Source organism: Olleya sp. YS, from assembly GCF_029760915.1.
Classification (GTDB): Bacteria; Bacteroidota; Bacteroidia; order Flavobacteriales; family Flavobacteriaceae; genus Olleya.
On the sequence record NZ_CP121685.1, the window covers coordinates 616,892 to 634,387 of the forward strand.

15 protein-coding genes and 2 tRNA genes are annotated in these 17,496 nt (G+C 33.2%); 8 read left to right on the plus strand and 9 right to left on the minus strand.

Annotated elements, in window-relative coordinates:
• Window position 1 precedes the first annotated feature (1 nt).
• Complete coding sequence (gene gldC / locus Ollyesu_RS02960; RefSeq protein WP_279302314.1) at window positions 2–334, minus strand: gliding motility protein GldC; 333 nt, start codon at window positions 332–334, stop codon at window positions 2–4.
• Window positions 334–1,296 carry a gliding motility lipoprotein GldB gene (gene gldB / locus Ollyesu_RS02965; protein WP_279302315.1) on the minus strand — a complete coding sequence of 321 codons (963 nt, stop codon included), beginning with the start codon at window positions 1,294–1,296 and terminating at the stop codon, window positions 334–336. Before gldB ends, gldC begins: the two co-directional genes overlap by 1 nt.
• Window positions 1,297–1,387: 91 nt before the next feature.
• Here gldB and nadE point away from each other — a divergent pair, with 91 nt between their 5' ends.
• Both nadE and Ollyesu_RS02975 read left to right on the plus strand, forming a co-directional pair.
• The gene (gene nadE, locus Ollyesu_RS02970) at window positions 1,388–2,176 is read left to right on the plus strand and encodes an NAD(+) synthase (RefSeq protein WP_279302316.1); all 789 of its coding nucleotides are present in this window, start codon (window positions 1,388–1,390) and stop codon (window positions 2,174–2,176) included.
• Window positions 2,177–2,273: 97 nt separating this feature from the next.
• A complete protein-coding gene (locus Ollyesu_RS02975) occupies window positions 2,274–2,897 on the plus strand; it encodes a response regulator transcription factor (RefSeq protein ID WP_279302317.1) in 624 nt (207 codons plus the stop codon).
• On the opposite strand, the gene dnaG is transcribed toward Ollyesu_RS02975, so the two are convergent.
• Window positions 2,892–4,850, minus strand: coding sequence for a DNA primase (dnaG, locus tag Ollyesu_RS02980; protein ID WP_279302318.1), 1,959 nt, complete (start codon window positions 4,848–4,850; stop codon window positions 2,892–2,894). The two genes, Ollyesu_RS02975 and dnaG, sit on opposite strands and share 6 nt — an antisense overlap.
• Window positions 4,851–5,003: 153 nt before the next feature.
• Between dnaG and Ollyesu_RS02985 the strand changes: the two genes are divergently transcribed.
• The 3 genes from Ollyesu_RS02985 (at window position 5,004) to lspA (ending at window position 8,024) form a co-directional block, all read left to right on the plus strand.
• Entirely contained in the window at window positions 5,004–6,560 is a 1,557-nt protein-coding gene (locus tag Ollyesu_RS02985) for an FAD-dependent protein (protein ID WP_279302319.1), read from the plus strand.
• 89 nt (window positions 6,561–6,649) lie between these two features.
• Window positions 6,650–7,549 carry an ACP S-malonyltransferase gene (gene fabD / locus Ollyesu_RS02990; protein ID WP_279302320.1) on the plus strand — a complete coding sequence of 300 codons (900 nt, stop codon included), beginning with the start codon at window positions 6,650–6,652 and terminating at the stop codon, window positions 7,547–7,549.
• A complete protein-coding gene (gene lspA / locus Ollyesu_RS02995) occupies window positions 7,542–8,024 on the plus strand; it encodes a signal peptidase II (protein WP_347567261.1) in 483 nt (160 codons plus the stop codon). The genes fabD and lspA overlap by 8 nt, the downstream gene beginning before the upstream one ends.
• A gap of 40 nt (window positions 8,025–8,064) precedes the next feature.
• Here the strand turns inward: lspA and Ollyesu_RS03000 are convergent, their stop codons facing one another.
• The 3 genes from Ollyesu_RS03000 to Ollyesu_RS03010 all read right to left on the minus strand — a co-directional run bounded on the left by Ollyesu_RS03000 (window position 8,065) and on the right by Ollyesu_RS03010 (window position 11,610).
• Window positions 8,065–9,345 (minus strand): amidohydrolase family protein, encoded by a 1,281-nt coding sequence (locus tag Ollyesu_RS03000; RefSeq protein WP_279302321.1) that lies wholly within the window; start codon window positions 9,343–9,345, stop codon window positions 8,065–8,067.
• A complete protein-coding gene (gene galE, locus Ollyesu_RS03005) occupies window positions 9,342–10,364 on the minus strand; it encodes a UDP-glucose 4-epimerase GalE (protein ID WP_279302322.1) in 1,023 nt (340 codons plus the stop codon). Before galE ends, Ollyesu_RS03000 begins: the two co-directional genes overlap by 4 nt.
• Before the next feature lie 88 nt (window positions 10,365–10,452).
• Entirely contained in the window at window positions 10,453–11,610 is a 1,158-nt protein-coding gene (locus tag Ollyesu_RS03010; protein ID WP_279302323.1) for a DegT/DnrJ/EryC1/StrS family aminotransferase, read from the minus strand.
• A gap of 121 nt (window positions 11,611–11,731) precedes the next feature.
• On the opposite strand from Ollyesu_RS03010, the gene Ollyesu_RS03015 reads away from it, so the two are divergent.
• From Ollyesu_RS03015 to Ollyesu_RS03025, 3 genes are all read left to right on the plus strand, one after another.
• Window positions 11,732–12,970, plus strand: coding sequence for a glycosyltransferase N-terminal domain-containing protein (locus Ollyesu_RS03015; RefSeq protein WP_279302324.1), 1,239 nt, complete (start codon window positions 11,732–11,734; stop codon window positions 12,968–12,970).
• Between the two features lie 283 nt (window positions 12,971–13,253).
• On the plus strand, window positions 13,254–13,535 hold the full coding sequence (locus Ollyesu_RS03020) for a hypothetical protein (RefSeq protein ID WP_279302325.1): 282 nt from the start codon (window positions 13,254–13,256) through the stop codon (window positions 13,533–13,535).
• A 224-nt stretch (window positions 13,536–13,759) separates the two neighbouring features.
• Window positions 13,760–14,317, plus strand: a complete 558-nt coding sequence (locus tag Ollyesu_RS03025) for a hypothetical protein (RefSeq protein ID WP_279302326.1) — start codon at window positions 13,760–13,762, stop codon at window positions 14,315–14,317.
• A gap of 130 nt (window positions 14,318–14,447) precedes the next feature.
• Here Ollyesu_RS03025 and Ollyesu_RS03030 read toward each other — a convergent pair.
• The 3 genes from Ollyesu_RS03030 to mutS form a co-directional block, all read right to left on the minus strand.
• Window positions 14,448–14,531 (minus strand) — tRNA-Leu (locus Ollyesu_RS03030).
• A gap of 28 nt (window positions 14,532–14,559) precedes the next feature.
• A tRNA-Gly gene (locus Ollyesu_RS03035) sits at window positions 14,560–14,631 on the minus strand.
• A gap of 96 nt (window positions 14,632–14,727) precedes the next feature.
• Entirely contained in the window at window positions 14,728–17,340 is a 2,613-nt protein-coding gene (gene mutS, locus Ollyesu_RS03040) for a DNA mismatch repair protein MutS (protein ID WP_279302327.1), read from the minus strand.
• Window positions 17,341–17,496: the final 156 nt, after the last annotated feature.

Sequence of the window (17,496 nt, forward strand, 5' to 3'; positions counted from 1 at the left end):
ATTATTTTTTTAGTTCTAATTTTTCGGCAAAATAGTCGCAAAAATCTTTCATTGTTGCAGTCATTTTTTCGTCTTGAGTAGCTCTATTAAACGTATTACTCATGGCTACTAGGGTTTGATGAAAAAAGACTTTCATCTCATCTACAGGCATGTCCTTGGTCCATAAATCAATACGTAAAGATTCTTGTGCTGCACTATCCCAAACAGATAACATCATAGCTTTAGCTTCTGCATTTTTGATGCCTCCATCTTGAGCTGTCCAGTTTAGTTTTTCTGGTACTCTGTTCTCGTCCAGTTCTACTTTAAGCGTTATTTCTGAGGTTATATTAGCCATTATTCTCTTGGTTTATATTTTGATTTATTAAAAAGGGATTGAGCTGGTGTGTTTAAAAGTTCTGTTAAACTTACATCGTTGTTTTTCATGTAAGCTTTAACAATTTGCCAACCTATAAATTGTCCAATTCGTCCTGGAGATTCGTTATCTATTTCTGCTAAATAAAATTTAGAAAAAGGTGCTGCATTAATAAAACGATTAGGTAATTTAGAATCTGTACTGTACAATAATTCTTTGTCTATAAAGTATTGCCATATTTGTTCTTGATTAGCAAATGCCCAATCTAACTGCTCTGGCGTATAGCCTATTTTTTGAGCGTCTGTTTTAAAAGGAATCACTTTATCTTTTATGTATAATAATTTTCCGAAGTAAATCATCTCATCCAATAAGCTTCTACGTTTGGTATTTAACACCATTTTTTTAGCATAAGCGTCAGCTAAGTCAACCACGATTTGTTCAGGTTTCATATTAGTAACAATGTAAGACTGCAAACCTTCATAAAAAAAATGATCCTTACCTAAGTAAGTATCCAATTCTATTATAGCAATGGTGTCTGTAACAATAACTTTGTTTCTATAATCAACATCTGATGTAGTTGTAATTACACGTGGTGTTTTAAAGGTTGGAAAATAATATTTCAAATGCTGAAATAACTGTTTGATTTCTTGAGTTTCATCTTTTAAATCTGGAAACTTTTTAATGGTTTCTTCGTTAAGCTGAAGTTGTAAAGTATCATTCATCTTACGGATCCAAAAGGCGTCATTAAATTGCTCTGGAAACATAAACGGAAAGGCACTTTTAAGTTTTGGTAAATCATCTGGCTTTGCTTCCGCGAAAGCGATATCAAACCGTTCTACATCTATATTGATATTAATTTTAGCAATATCTTTTTGTGTGGTATTATCGTCTTGACAGGATAACATCAAAAAAAATAAGGATACAATAAAAATAACTAGTCTCATAAAAGTTAAAGTCTCTTAATTTTTATTAATAAAGGGTTTACTTTATTTTTGTTTGGCAAAGGTACTATTCTTTGTTTTAAATTCTTTGATTATGCAAACAGAAAAAGTCGTAAAACACATCGTAAATTGGTTAAAAGAGTATGCTACTAACGCCAAAGTTAATGGTTTTGTTGTTGGAATATCTGGCGGAATTGATAGTGCAGTAACCTCTACCCTTTGTGCCGAAACAGGTTTAAAAGTGCTTTGTATTGAAATGCCAATTCACCAACCAGTTAGTCATGTGTCTAGAGGTCAGGAACACGTTTTACAATTAAAAAAACGATACTCTAACGTTGATAGTATTATTAGCGATTTAACGCCTGTGTTTGAAGAATTTAAAACCGAAGTGTCTTTAGATGGTAAACAAGCTGTTGTTGATATGGCATTAGCTAACACACGTGCACGCTTACGTATGACGACCTTATATTATCATGCAGGATTATTAGGCTTGTTAGTTGCAGGAACAGGTAATAAAGTGGAAGATTTTGGTGTAGGTTTTTATACCAAATATGGTGATGGTGGTGTAGATTTAAGCCCTATTGCAGATTTACTAAAAAGTGAAGTATATACCATTGGAGAGTATTTAAAAGTACCAGAATCTATAATGAAAGCTGCTCCTAGCGATGGGCTTTTTGGCGATGCTAGAAGTGACGAAGACCAAATAGGTGCCTCTTACCCAGAATTGGAGTGGGCTATGAAAATGAAAGACGAAGGTAAGACCGAAGCCGATTTTTCTGGAAGAAAAAAAGAAGTCTTTAAAATTTTTAAACGTTACAATACCAATAATTTACACAAGATGATTCCCATTCCTGTTTGCGAAATTCCTAAAGATTTAATCTAAATGTTAGATATATCATAATTTTATATACCTTTACACTGCTATTATTATTTCTATAACCTGTGTTTTAATTAAAAAACACCTAAAAAACTGATTGACCATGGTTAAACTAATGGTTGCAGATCAACATCCTATAGTAACTAAAGGACTAGAGTTGGTCTTTGCAAATTCCCGAGACATTAAATTTGTCCAAGCTGTTGCAGATGGTGAGGCTATTTTTGACGCACTAAAACAATACACAACTAACATTTTACTTTGCGAAATTGATTTACCAAAACTTAACGGAATAAGTGTGTTACGACGCATGAAAAAAGAACATCCAGAAGTTAAAGTAATTATCTATAGTGCGCAACAAGAAGAAGTTTATGCAGTAAGTGCCATTAAAGCTGGAGCATCTGGATATATTCCAAAATCAACAGATTTACTAACTTTAAAAGATGCCATCATGAAAGTGCATCTTGGTGGTGTGTATATTAGCCCAAGTCTGTCTAGAAAAATTGCGTTAGACAAAACATCTGGAAAAAATAATTATTACAAAAAATTATCTACTAGAGAAGTGGAAGTGTTGAAACTTTTATCTAATGGTAAAAGAAATAAGGAGATTGCTGAAGAGCTTAAAATTAATGAAAAAACAGTAAGTACTTATAGAGCGCGTTTAATGAAAAAATTAAATGTAACCAACTTAATAGACTTGGTTAATCAAGCTAAAAGTTTAGAGTTATAACGCACGATTAAGTTTCCTAGACAATAACATTTTTAGACCAGAATAGTCTTTAACCTCCTCTAAGATATCTTTATTCACTTCAGTTTTATTTTGAAGTGTATTTTGCTGGAAATGTGTGACTTTTTGGTCTATTAAAAAGCAACGTAGTGTCAAAATAGTTTCGCTAACTAATTGAGCAACCGTATCTATTTTTGATTTAGGAAAGATGTTATTACGCTCCCAATCCGCTAATGCGTAACGCTCGTCTTCCATTAAAATAGAAGTAATCTCTGATGCCAAAATAGGGTCTATAGTATTAATTAAACTTTCTATTTTAAAATCAGGATTTTGGTTTAATGCATCTATTATTGAATAATAAATAGCTTTAAACTGCGGATTTAAAAATTCCATTTCATCCTCTTGTAAGTCTAAGAATATTTTTTCGAATACTTTGGCTTGCTGAATGACTGGTTCTAATTCTAATTGTCCTTTGTCGTTTTCTTTTAAAACTAAATCTTCAAAATCTTCAGTCCTATTACCATAAAGCAGTAAAATTTCAATAATTTTTCGCTCCAATTCATATTGCACATCAACCTTTTTAACTGGTTGTTGGTGCTTAATAACATCAAAAGCTTTTTGACTAGTTTGGGTTTGCTTGGAAGCTTCTACTTGCTCTTTTTTTGTTAATTGTGCCAGTGTAGAAAATAAAACTTCTTCACTAATATCCATGATTCTAGCACATTCTTGGATATAGATTTCGGTTTTAATCCTATCCGGAATTTTAGCAATACTATTAACAATATCTCTAATAGTTTCCGCTTTTTTTATTGGATCGTCTTTAGCACTTTCATATAATATTGAAGCTTTAAACTGAATAAAATCTTTTGCATTTTGTTCTAAATACAAAGACAATTCTTCAAGTGTGTTAGATTTAGCAAAACTATCTGGATCTTCGCCTTCTGGAAACGTACAAACTTTAACATTCATCCCTTGCTCCAAGATTAAATCTATACCACGCAAAGAGGCACGCATACCTGCAGCATCACCATCAAATAGTACTGTAATATTTTTTGTTAAACGGTTAATTAATCTAATTTGATCACTGGTTAACGCAGTTCCAGAACTGGAGACCACATTTTTAATTCCGGTTTGATAAAACTGAATAACATCTGTATAGCCTTCTACCAAATAACAATTATCTTCTTTTGCAATACTTTGTTTAGCATGGAAAATACCATACAACACTTTACTTTTATGGTAGATATCACTTTCTGGACTGTTTAAGTATTTGGCAGCTTTTTTATCGTTAGTCAAGATACGTCCACCAAAACCTAAAACACGTCCACTCATACTTTGTATTGGGAACATGACACGACCTTTAAAACGGTCAAATTGCTTGGTATCCTTTACAATGGTCAAACCTGTCTCTTCTAAAAAATCAAGGTTATACCCTTTTTTTAAAGCTTCGTCAGTAAAGGCGCTCCATTGATCCAAACTGTATCCTAAATTAAATTTTTTGATAGTTTCTGTAGTAAATCCACGCTCTTTAAAATAACTTAAGCCTATAGCTTTACCTTGGTCAGTGTTATGTAACGTATTCTGAAAATATTTACTAGCAAACTCACTCACTAAATACAAACTTTCACGTTTGTTTTGTTGTTCTTTTTGCTCGTTAGACTGCTCGGTTTCTTCAATTTCAATATTGTACTTTTTAGCTAAATATTTTATAGCTTCAGGATATGTAAAATGCTCGTGCTCCATTAAAAAAGCAACCACATTACCGCCTTTTCCACTAGAAAAATCTTTCCAAATTTGCTTTACTGGAGAGACCATAAAACTTGGCGAACGCTCGTCAGAAAAAGGACTTAACCCTTTAAAATTGCTCCCTGCTTTTTTTAATTGAACAAAATCACCAATAACCTCCTCCAATCTGGCGGTTTCGTAAACTTGATCTATGGTTGATTTTGAAATCAATGCTATTAATATTGAAGAATTAGACTGTAAAAGTAATACAAAATTATGCCTTTTTCAATTCTGATAATTTTAGTTTGAAAGTTCTAAAAAAATAAATGATGTATAAGTATGACTTAAAATGACTTTTAACCCATTTTTACCTAATTTTGCGACATGGTAAAAGACATCCAACTTCGTGTAACTTTAAAAGAAGAAGACATTCCAGATATTTTATTAAAAAAATCTGCGGAATGGTTGTCTATTTCTCGTGATGATATTTCTGGAATTAAAATATTACGAAAGTCGATTGATGCTAGAAAACCAAAGATTATTTTCAACTACAAAGTCTCGGTTTTTATTAACGAACCTGTTCCAGAAACATCAGATTATACTTTTAATTACAAAGATGTAACCAAAGCAAAACCTATCCATATCATAGGATTTGGTCCAGCAGGAATGTGGGCAGCGTTGCGATGTATTGAGTTAGGTTTTAAACCCATTGTGTTGGAACGTGGTGCCAATGTTAAAGACAGACGTCGCGATTTAAAAGCCATAAACCAAGACCATTTTGTAAACGAAGACTCTAATTATTGTTTTGGTGAAGGTGGAGCTGGAACCTACAGTGACGGAAAATTATACACACGAAGTTTAAAACGAGGTGATGTCAGACGCATTTTTGAAAATCTAGTCTATCATGGAGCAACAGACCAAATATTAGTGGATGCGCATCCACATATTGGAACCAATAAATTACCTAAAGTGGTTCAGAATATTCGTGAGACTATTTTAAAATATGGTGGTGAAGTTCACTTTAATACAAGAGTTATAGACTTTACTTTAAAAAATAATACAATTGAAGCCATTCAGCTTCAAAATGGTGATGAATTATTTACTGAAAAAGTTATTTTGGCTACAGGTCATTCTGCAAGAGATATTTTCTATTTGTTAGATCAAAAACAGATTGCTATTCAAGCAAAATCTTTTGCAATGGGTGTAAGAGCAGAACACCCTCAACATATCATCGACTCTATTCAATATCATTGCGAAGGTCCTAGACCAGAATTATTACCTGCAGCTTCTTACAGTTTAGTACAACAAGTTAATGGACGTGGTGTGTATAGCTTTTGCATGTGTCCAGGCGGATTTATAGTGCCTGCAGCTACAGCAAATGGTGAAGTAGTGGTTAACGGAATGTCACCTTCTAGACGAAACAACAAATTTGCAAATTCTGGAATTGTTGTAGAAATCAATGCAGACAAAGACCTGTATAAATATGAGCAATTTGGCGCTTTAAAAGCTTTAGAATTTCAAAAGGATTTAGAAAAATTAGCCTTTACCTCTGGTGGTCGCAGTCAAACAGCTCCTGCACAACGATTAACCGATTTTGTAGAAGGTAAATTGTCTAACAGTTTAAATGACACATCGTATCAGCCAGGTTTAAAAAGTGCTCCTTTACACAGTTTATTACCAAAGTTAATTGGTGGGTCTTTAAGAAAAGGGTTCAAAGCTTTTGGAGACAAAATGAAAGGCTACTATACCGAAGAAGCCAATATTATTGGTGTAGAATCACGTACCTCATCTCCTGTAAGTATACCTAGAAACGACAATTTGGCGCATCCAGAAATTACTAATTTATACCCTTGTGGAGAAGGTGGTGGTTATGCTGGAGGAATTGTTAGTGCTGCAATGGATGGCGAACGTTGTGCAGAAGCAGCTACTGGGAATTTGTAAATATAAAAGTTAGACCGCTTTGTTGTTAGAATCAAGACTACTATTAACTAAAAAAATATCCCTATTTTTGCGACTTAAATAAAACAAAAATGAAAGCATATATATTTCCAGGTCAAGGTGCTCAATTTTCAGGAATGGGTTTAGACTTATATGAAAACTCTGCAGAAGCACAACATTTATTTGAAGATGCTAACGACATTTTAGGATTCAATATCACAGACATTATGTTTGAAGGTACTGCTGAACAATTAAAAGAGACTAAAGTTACTCAACCAGCCATTTTTTTACATTCTGTAATTTTAGCAAAGACTTTAGGTGATAGCTTTAAACCAGAAATGGTTGCTGGACATAGTTTAGGAGAGTTTTCAGCATTAGTAGCAGCAGGAGCTTTAAGCTTTGAAGATGGATTAAAACTAGTATCGCAACGTGCTCAAGCCATGCAAAAGGCTTGCGAGTTACAACCTAGTACTATGGCTGCAGTATTAGGCTTAGAAGATCAAGTTGTTGAAGATATTTGTGCAAAAACTGAAGGTGTTGTTGTTGCAGCAAATTATAATTGTCCAGGACAATTAGTAATTTCTGGAGAAGTTGATGCTATAGAACGTGCTTGTGAAGCCATGAAAGAGGCTGGTGCACGTCGCGCTTTAGTTTTACCAGTTGGAGGAGCATTCCACTCTCCAATGATGGAGCCTGCTAGAGAAGAATTAGCAGCAGCTATTGAAAACACAACATTTAGCAAACCAAATTGTCCTATTTATCAAAACGTAACTGCTACAGCAATTACAGATGAAAATGAAATAAAAGCTAATTTAATATCGCAATTAACTGCTCCTGTACGTTGGACACAGTCTGTACAGCAAATGATTAAAGATGGTGCCACTTTATTTACTGAAGTTGGTCCAGGAAAAGTATTACAAGGACTAGTAAAAAAAATAGATAGAGAAGCACAAACTGCATCTGCAACCTTTGAAACTAAAGGTGATGAGTAGCAGAAACATTTTAATTCTTGGATTAATCGTCTTAAATATAATTTTAGACCAAGTCTCTAAATTTATAGTAAGAGCAGATGTGATTAAGCATAGTACTACTGAAATTTTTGGTGATTACTTTACTTTACACAACGTAGAAAATGAAGGTGCATTTTTAGGTATGGGAAGTGATTTTAGTCCGACACTTCGTATTTTACTTTTAATTGTATTACCAATAGTTGTTTTATTGTTGGTACTAAGACATATTATAAAAGACAAAACTATGAATACTATGACCTTAGTTGGGTTTTGCTGCATTATAGGTGGTGGAATAGCTAATTTGTATGACAGAATAGTTTATGGTTCTGTTACCGATTTTTTACATATCGATTTAGGAGGTATTTTTAGAACAGGAATTTTTAACTTAGCTGATGTATCTGTAATGGTTGGTATGGGCTGCTTAATTGTAGGTAGCTTTAAAAAACAAAAATCATAAAAAAAGCCTCGATACATATCGAGGCTTTTTTTATGATTATTTATTCATTTTTATAGACCTTTCCTTCTTTCATAACAAAAACGATATTTTCCATTGTCTTAATATTTGTAGTTGGATCTTCGTTTGTTGCAACAATATCTGCTATAAATCCGACCTTTAATTGACCTAATTTGTCTTCCATGCCTAACAACATTGCATTAGTCACAGTAGCTGCTTGAATAGTTTCTATAGCTGGCATACCAGCTTCTACCATGTAAAAAAACTCTTTTCCGTTATCACCATGTTTAAAAACTCCAGCATCTGTACCAAAAGCAATACCTACGCCTCTTTTATACGCTTTACCAAAAGTACCTTGTATCTGAGGTCCAACAGCTAATGCTTTAGGAACCACGATATCTGGATAGTAACCATCAATTTGTGCTTTTTCTTCTACTTCTTTTCCAGCAGTAATTGTTGGTACTAAATAAGCATCATATTTTTTCATTAAATCCATGGTCTCAGTACTCATGTAAGTACCATGTTCGATGGTTTTTACACCTCCAATAATAGCACGCTGCATACCTTCATCTCCATGTGCATGAGCAGCGACGTGCATCCCGTAATCTTTTGCGGTTTTACATATTTCTTTAATTTCTTCTATAGTAAATTGAGGGTTACTACCACTTTTCGCTACACTTAACACACCACCTGTTGCTGTAATTTTTATACAGTCTGCACCATTTTTATAACGCTGTCTAACTGCTTTTCTGGCATCTTCTAAACTATTCACGACACCTTCTTTAGGTCCTGGATCACCTTGAAGTTTTTTGTTGTTTCCGTTAGTTGGGTCTGCATGACCTCCTGTAGTCGCTAAAGATTTTCCAGCAGTAAAAATTCTTGGACCATCTATTTTTCCTGTGTTTATAGCATTTCTAAGTGCAATGTTTATTCCGCTACCACCTAAATCTCTTACTGTAGTAAAACCAGCCATTAGAGTTTCTTCTGCAAATCCAACCGAATTTAAAGCGACATCTGCATCATTTAATACAAATTTTTCGCTGTAAGATTTGGGATTACTTTCATGCTCGATATGTACATGCATATCAATTAAACCTGGCATAACGGTTTTATTTTTTAAATCGATAATAACGTCATTTGTGTTTTTTGCTGATGTGTAACCGTCTTCAATAGATACTATTTTATTGTCTTTTACTATAATGGTTTTGTTAGTTAATATTTTTCCTGATTTGGTATCTATTAACTTTCCACAATGCAAGTACGTATCCTGTGCTAATGTCGAAAAGGATATAATAAATGTTAGAATTAAAATTAATTTTTTCATGATGATTGGTTTAAGGTTTGTTGCCATTTCCATGCAGATGCTATTGCTTCTTCTAAAGAATATTGTGCCTTCCAACCTAATTCTTTGTTAGCTTTAGTTGTGTCTGCATATGCAGAAATAACATCGCCTGGACGTCTATTTACTATCTTATAATTCAGTTTTTTGTTGGTCACTTTTTCAAAAGCTTTAATGACTTGCAACACAGAACTACCAGTTCCAGTCCCTAAATTAAAAATTTCAAAATTGGATGTGTTTTTTTTATCTAGTAAATGTTTTAAAGCAACTACATGCGCTTTTGCAATATCCACTACATGAATATAATCTCTAATACAGGTTCCATCTGTTGTTGGGTAATCGTCTCCAAAAACGGATAACTGCTCTCTTATTCCTGCTCCTGTTTGTGTAATGTAAGGGACTAAGTTTTGTGGTACACCTATTGGTAACTCGCCTATTTTAGCTGAGCTATGCGCACCAATAGGGTTAAAATATCTTAAAGCAACACTATTTAAATTAGTATTTACTTTACAGGTGTCTTTTATAATGTCTTCGCCTATTTGTTTGGTGTTTCCGTAGGGTGATTCTGCTGGTTTTATTGGAGCCGATTCTGAAATAGGCATTGCATCTGCTTGTCCATACACTGTACAAGACGAGCTGAATATAAAATTTGATACGTCTAATTTTATTAACTCTTGTAGTACGTATACTAAAGTATTGATATTATTCTCATAGTACAATAAAGGGTTGTCAACACTTTCTCCGACTGCTTTGCTTGCTGCAAAATGTATAACACCTTTTATGTCTTGATTAGCTCTAAAAAAAGTTTGTACTGCTAATTTGTCTTTTAAATCTAGTTTTTCAAATATTGGTGCTTTTGCAGTTATAGAAACGATACCCTCTAAAACGTCTATTGATGCATTGGATAGGTTATCTATAATAACTACTTGATAACCTTCCTTTTGAAGCTCGACAACCGTGTGTGACCCTATAAACCCTAAACCTCCTGTAACTAGTATCTTCATTGGCTGATGTGTGCGTTAAGGATTGAATGGTTTGTTTGAGCTCCTCGCAGAGAGCGAGCCATGAAAGCCTGACCCTTGTGGTAACGCCCTAATTATTTGCTATAAAATCTTTTACTGTTTTTGTTATAAAATTGATTTGCTCGTCATCCAACTCGGTATGCATAGGTAACGAGATGACTTGTTTTACCAATTGGTTAGTGACCGTAAAATCGGCTTCGTTGTACCTTGCATCTTGATATGCTTTTTGCGCGTGCAAAGGGATTGGGTAATAGACACCACAAGGTATTCCGTTATCATTTAGGTGCTTAACTAAGGCGTCTCTGTCTACATTTTCAACCTTTAATGTGTATTGGTGGAACACGTGACAATCACAGGTATCACAAATACTGTCACAACCATTTACTGTTTTGGGAGTAGTTATTTTTTCTATGCCTTTAAAGGCTGCATTATACTGTCTAGCTGCATTGCGTCTAGCATTGTTGTAACTATCTAATTTAGGTAATTTGGCATCTAATACTGCTGCCTGTATAGAGTCTAAACGTGAATTTACACCAACAACATCATGGTGGTAACGTTGATACATACCATGATTTACTATACCTCTAATGGTGTGTGCTAAATCATCATCATTAGTAAAAATAGCTCCTCCATCTCCATAACATCCTAAATTTTTTGATGGAAAAAATGAGGTTGATGCGACATGACCAATGGTTCCTGATTTTGCTTTTTTACCATCTGAATAGGTGTAATTTGCACCAATACCTTGAGCGTTGTCCTCTATAATATACAAATTATGCTCCTTTGCAATTTGCATTAAAGCTTCCATATTGGCACACTGACCAAATAAATGGACAGGTACTATAGCTTTGGTTTTTTGCGTTATTGCTTTTTTTACAGCATCTAGGTCTATATTAAATGTTTCTGGATCAACATCCACCAAAACTGGTGTTAACTTAAGCAGTGCGATAACCTCTACGGTTGCTGCAAACGTGAAGTCTGCAGTAATGACCTCATCACCTTGTTCTAAGCCTAATCCCATCATGGCTATTTGTAAAGCATCTGTGCCATTAGCACATGGAATGACATGCTTTACACCTAAATAATTTTCGAGATTTTTTTGAAACTCATGGACTTTTGGCCCATTTACAAAACTGGTATTATCAATAATCTCTTGAATTGAAGCATCTACAACATTTTTGATAGCTGCATATTGACCTTTAAGGTCAACCATTTGTATTTTTTTCATCTACAATTGTGTGGTAAACTAATTTTAGAAACTTAGTTTTACGTTAAATTTATAATTATCGAATTTACAAAATTCCCAAACGCTAAACAATGAATTGTTTATTTTAGCAAAAATTGCATTTGTGAAACTACTTTACAACATAGCTGTACATCTAGCCAAATTAGTTTTAAAAGTATTAAGCTTATTTAATAACAAGCTTAAACAAGGTGAAGTGGGTAGAGCTGAAACTTTTGAAAAACTTAAAAAAGCTATAAAAAAAAGCGATTATACTTTATGGTTTCATTGTGCGTCTTTAGGCGAGTATGAGCAAGGTTTACCCGTGTTTACTGAGTTAAGAAAATTATACCCTAAACATAAAACAGTACTTTCGTTTTTTTCTCCTTCAGGTTATGAGATTAGAAAAAATGCACCTTTTGCAGATGTTGTTGTGTATTTGCCTTTAGACACGAAACGTAATGCAAAACGATTTATTGATGTTGTACATCCTGAATTGACTGTATTTGTTAAATATGAGATTTGGCCAAATTATTTAAATGAAATACAAACTAGAGGATTAAAAGCGATATTAATTTCGGCAGTATTTAGAAAAGACCAATCGTTTTTTAAATGGTACGGAAGCCAAACTAAAAATGCATTATTTGCTTTTGACCATATTTTTACGCAAAATGAAGCCTCTAAAAAATTACTAGAAAGCATAAACTATAAAGCTATTACTGTATCTGGTGATACAAGGTTTGACCGTGTTTTAAACCAGTTGCAAATAGACAACAATTTACCTTTTGTTACCGATTTTAAAGCTGATAAATTATGTGTTGTTATTGGTAGTTCATGGCCAGAAGATGACTCTATTTTAGTAGATTTTATAAATAATTATAATGGAAAACCTGTAATATTTATTATCGCTCCACATAATATTAAATCCAAACAGATTGAGTATTTAAAAGCGAGTTTAGATAAGAAAACAATTCTTTTTACAGAAAAAGAAACTAAAGATTTTAAAGACTACGATGTACTTATACTCAATACTATTGGACTACTAAGCAAAGTGTATAGCTATGCAGATATTGCTTATGTTGGTGGTGCAATGGGTACTACTGGCTTGCATAACATCTTAGAACCAGCAGTTTTTGGTGTTCCAATTATTATTGGTAATAACTATGATAAATTTCCTGAAGCTTTTGAAATGATTGCTAATAAAGGCGTGTTTTCTATTAAAAATAATGAAGACCTCTCCGTAATTTTAAATAAACTTATAGAAGATCAAACTTTTAGAGAAAATAGTGGACAAAATAACTTTGAGTACATCAAGCAAAACGAAGGTGCAATTAATAAGGTTTTACAATATTTGAAGTGTAATTAGTTTACTGTTTTCTTTTTACTACAATTACATTTAGTACCAAACTGGTAATAATTAAAATCATATCCAAAGTAATAATTGATAGGATACTTCTGCAAATCAATTAACTCAGTAAATAATTAGAAAAATATAGAAGTCGTAGTCTTGATTATACGTTTTTACGTATTTAAACTATAAAATGTGCGCTTTACAGCGAAAATGTTAAAATTTTTAGCTTTGAAAGCTATTATTTTGTAATTAACTTATTAAGTTTGAAAATATTATTGAACACTAAAATTAAAAACCAATGAAAAAACTATTATTAAGTGCTGTATTAGTATCAGCAATCGCATTCACGTCTTGTAGAGATGTAAAAGACAACGCAGATAAAGCAGGTGATGCAGTAGAGAATACTGTAGAGGAAACAGGAGAAGCAATAAACAATGCTGCTCAAGAAACTGAAGAAGCTGCAAAAGATGGATTTGAAGCAACTGGAAAAGCAATTGATGATGCAGTAGAAGAAACTAAAGAAGCTGGTAATGCTGTCAAAGATGCTGTTAAAGAAGCAACAGACGACGACAAAAAATAATTTATTTTTAAAATAAATCAAAAAAACCACCTTTCGGGTGGTTTTTTTATATGCATTATTCTCATGTATTTAACATTTATTTAAATAAAAATTCATATAATTGTTAATTTTTAGGTTTAAATTGTTAATATGTCAATAAATTTTAATAATTGTTTATAATAATATAATTGCATACAGGTCTCTAATATTTTAATTTTGTATCGAACCAAAAATTATATATAACTATGAAAAATTTAAAACTGTATACTGCAGTATTCGCTTTAGGATTTGCATCTTATACAACACAAGCACAAGATTTAGGAGATACCGATAATGCAACAATTAGTATTGAAGCAGAAGTTGTTGGATTAAGCAATTGGTCTTCTTATAATACCATTGCTAAACAAATGGAAACTTTTGAAAAAGCTACAGCAACCGATCAAATGACAATGTTAAGATCGTGGAAGCCTGTTGTTCAAACTCTTGACGACACTAGACCAAATTGGATTAACACAGAAGAAATCAACGAAGATATCGCAGATTTCCAGAAAGAGTATTTTGAGGCTATAGAAAACATGAGTGCTACGTCAAATGATTTTAATGAAGATGTAGAGGAATTAGTTGAAGCTTACAACGATATGACAGAAGAAGCAAACGAAATTTTTGATGAATATGTCAAAATCAATAGAGAAGCTTATAATAATTATAAGAAAGAAGTTAAAGATGGAAATTACAAAGAAGCTCAAAAGCAATATAAAGAAGATGTGAAAGAGCTTACTGAGGTAAGAGAAGTTGAAAAATAATATTACATTATTTTATTAATTTATTAAGACTACCAATAGGTAGTCTTTTTTTTGTCTATTAATATACCCACTAACTACATTATAAAACAAAAAAACCTCTTGAAAATCAAACGATTAACAAGAGGTTTAGTACTGAAGACGGGACTTGAACCCGTACGTCCTAATGGACATTGGATTTTAAGTCCAACGTGTCTACCAATTCCACCACTTCAGCATTGGAATATGTTTAGGAAAAATCTCAGAGCGAAAGACGGGATTTGAACCCGCGACCCTCACCTTGGCAAGGTGATGCTCTACCCCTGAGCTACTTTCGCAGTCTTTAAATGAACGAGCAATACGATGATTGCGGATGCAAATTTAAGATATTTATAGAAATTGCAAAGCCTTTTTTAAAAAATAATTAAATTAATTTATACTGGCTTCTTTTTCACTAACATACGCTTAATTTCATTAAGTTTCATTAAAGCTTCAACTGGTGTTAATGTGTCTATATCTGTATGTAAAATCTCTTCTTTAATATTTTCTAATAACGGATCGTCTAAATTAAAGAAACTTAATTGCATCTCATCTTGCATCGATTTTACTTTATCAGTCAATTCTTCACTAGAATGACTTTTTTCCAATTTTTTTAATATTTGGTTTGCACGACGCAATACTTGTTGTGGCATTCCAGCCATTTTAGCTACGTGTATTCCAAAACTGTGTTCGCTTCCACCTTCAACCAATTTACGTAAGAACAAGACATTGTCTTTTAATTCTTTTACAGACACATTAAAGTTTTTAATACGCTCAAAGGTTTCGGTCATTTCATTTAACTCGTGGTAATGCGTTGCAAATAGGGTTTTTGGTTTTGCTGGATGCTCATGCAAATACTCACTTATAGCCCAAGCAATAGAGATTCCGTCATAGGTACTTGTTCCTCGACCAATTTCATCTAACAAGACTAAACTTCTGTCTGAAATATTATTTAATATGGATGCAGTTTCATTCATCTCTACCATAAATGTCGATTCTCCCATTGAGATATTATCACTAGCACCTACACGAGTAAAAATCTTATCCACCACACCTATTCTAGCTGCTTTAGCAGGCACAAAGCTTCCTATTTGTGCTAGTAAAACAATTAACGCTGTTTGGCGTAATATTGCGGACTTACCAGACATATTTGGTCCAGTAATCATAATAATTTGCTGTGTGTCTCTGTCTAAAAATAAATTATTAGCAATGTAAGGTTCTCCTATTGGTAATTGTTTTTCTATAACTGGATGACGACCATCTGTAATCTCTAAATCAAATGATTCATCTATTGTTGGATAAATATAATTATTGTCTGAAGCCAATTGTGCAAAACCGCATAAGCAATCTATTTTACCAATTAAATAGGCATTTTGCTGTACTGGTTTTATATATTGATTCATCCACAATACCAAATCCATAAACAGTTTTTGTTCGATAGCCATGATGCGCTCTTCTGCACCTAAAATTTTGGCTTCGTATTCTTTTAATTCTTCTGTAATGTAACGCTCTGCATTGACTAATGTTTGTTTTCTAATCCATTCTTCTGGCACTTTATCTTTATGAGTATTACGGACTTCTATGTAGTAACCAAACACGTTATTTGATGCTATTTTTAGTGACGTAATACCTGTGCGCTCACTCTCACGCTCTAACATTTTATCTAAATAGTCTTTACCAGAAGTAGATAGTGCTCTTAACTCATCCAACTCGGTTGAAAAACCTGGTGCAATTGTTTTTCCTTTAAGAATATTTACTGGTGCCTCCTCATTTAGAGTTTCTTTAATTTTTTCACGTAAGACATCGCAACTTTGTAAATTATCACCAATAACTTTTAGCGACTCGTTATTACATTGACTAGCTAAAGATTTTATAGGAATAATAGCTTCTAAAGAATTTTTCAGCTGAATAACCTCTCGAGGACTTACCTTTTGTGTTGCTATTTTAGAAATGAGTCGTTCTAAATCACCTATTAATTTAATGTGATGTTGAATCTTTTGCAACACCACATGATCTTGTTTTAAATAAGAAACGACTTCGTGACGCTCCTTTATTTTTTCAATATGCTTAAGCGGTAAAGCCAACCAACGTTTTAATAAACGTCCTCCCATTGGAGAAATGGTTTTATCTATAACATTTAGTAAGGTAACTGCATTATTATTAGTAGAATTGTATAGCTCTAAGTTTCGGATTGTAAAACGATCCATCCAGACATAATCATCTTCTGCAATTCTAGAAATAGACGAAATATGCTCTAATTTGTTATGCTGAGTTTCGCCTAAATAATGTAAGATAGATCCTGAAGCAATTATCCCTTCGTTTAAATCTGCAACTCCAAATCCTTTTAATGACCTGGTATCAAAATGCTTCAACAAGATTTCATTAGCATAATCTGGTTGGTAGACCCAATCTTCTAAATTAAACGTATGAAAATCGCTACCAAAAACTTCTGCAAATCTGTTACGTTTAGGTTTAGCTACTAATACTTCACTTGGGTTAAAATTCTGTAATAATTTATCAATATATTCTTGGTTTCCTTGAGAGGTTAAAAACTCGCCAGTTGAGATATCTAAAAATGAAATCCCAATATGTACTTTTCCGAAGTAAACCGAGCACAAAAAATTGTTAGTTTTGGACTGCAACACCTCATCATTTAAAGCTACTCCTGGCGTTACCAATTCGGTCACACCACGTTTTACGATAGTTTTTGTTTGCTTTGGATCTTCTAATTGATCGCAAATCGCGACACGCTCTCCTGCTTTTACTAGCTTAGGCAAATAGGTGTTTATAGAATGATGTGGGAAACCAGCAAGTTCGGTTTCGGTTTCGCTGCCTGCACCTCTTTTGGTTAAAATAATACCTAATATACCTGCTGCTTTAATAGCGTCTTCTCCAAACGTTTCGTAAAAATCACCGACTCTAAAAAGCAATAACGCATCAGGATACTTTGCTTTAATCGCATTGTATTGCTTCATTAATGGAGTGACTTTTTTACTTTTTGTTGCCAAAGGTTTTTTGTTTATTAGTAAGTTTGCTAATGTAACTAAATATTGATTTTTACAGAAGTCAATTGAGTTTAAGTTATTGATAATTATTCACAATTTAAACGAGTGGATTCCTGCTTTCGCAGGAATGACAAAAAGGAAGAAAGATTTCCGCTTTCG

Excerpts from the sequence above, each read along its gene's own strand:
- gldC (WP_279302314.1), bottom strand. The coding sequence starts at position 334 with ATGGCTAATATAACCTCAGAAATAACGCTTAAAGTAGAACTGGACGAG.
- gldB (WP_279302315.1), bottom strand. The coding sequence starts at position 1,296 with ATGAGACTAGTTATTTTTATTGTATCCTTATTTTTTTTGATGTTATCC.
- nadE (WP_279302316.1), top strand. The coding sequence starts at position 1,388 with ATGCAAACAGAAAAAGTCGTAAAACACATCGTAAATTGGTTAAAAGAG.
- Ollyesu_RS02975 (WP_279302317.1), top strand. The coding sequence starts at position 2,274 with ATGGTTAAACTAATGGTTGCAGATCAACATCCTATAGTAACTAAAGGA.
- Ollyesu_RS02985 (WP_279302319.1), top strand. The coding sequence starts at position 5,004 with ATGGTAAAAGACATCCAACTTCGTGTAACTTTAAAAGAAGAAGACATT.
- fabD (WP_279302320.1), top strand. The coding sequence starts at position 6,650 with ATGAAAGCATATATATTTCCAGGTCAAGGTGCTCAATTTTCAGGAATG.
- lspA (WP_347567261.1), top strand. The coding sequence starts at position 7,542 with ATGAGTAGCAGAAACATTTTAATTCTTGGATTAATCGTCTTAAATATA.
- Ollyesu_RS03000 (WP_279302321.1), bottom strand. The coding sequence starts at position 9,345 with ATGAAAAAATTAATTTTAATTCTAACATTTATTATATCCTTTTCGACA.
- galE (WP_279302322.1), bottom strand. The coding sequence starts at position 10,364 with ATGAAGATACTAGTTACAGGAGGTTTAGGGTTTATAGGGTCACACACG.
- Ollyesu_RS03010 (WP_279302323.1), bottom strand. The coding sequence starts at position 11,610 with ATGAAAAAAATACAAATGGTTGACCTTAAAGGTCAATATGCAGCTATC.
- Ollyesu_RS03020 (WP_279302325.1), top strand. The coding sequence starts at position 13,254 with ATGAAAAAACTATTATTAAGTGCTGTATTAGTATCAGCAATCGCATTC.
- Ollyesu_RS03025 (WP_279302326.1), top strand. The coding sequence starts at position 13,760 with ATGAAAAATTTAAAACTGTATACTGCAGTATTCGCTTTAGGATTTGCA.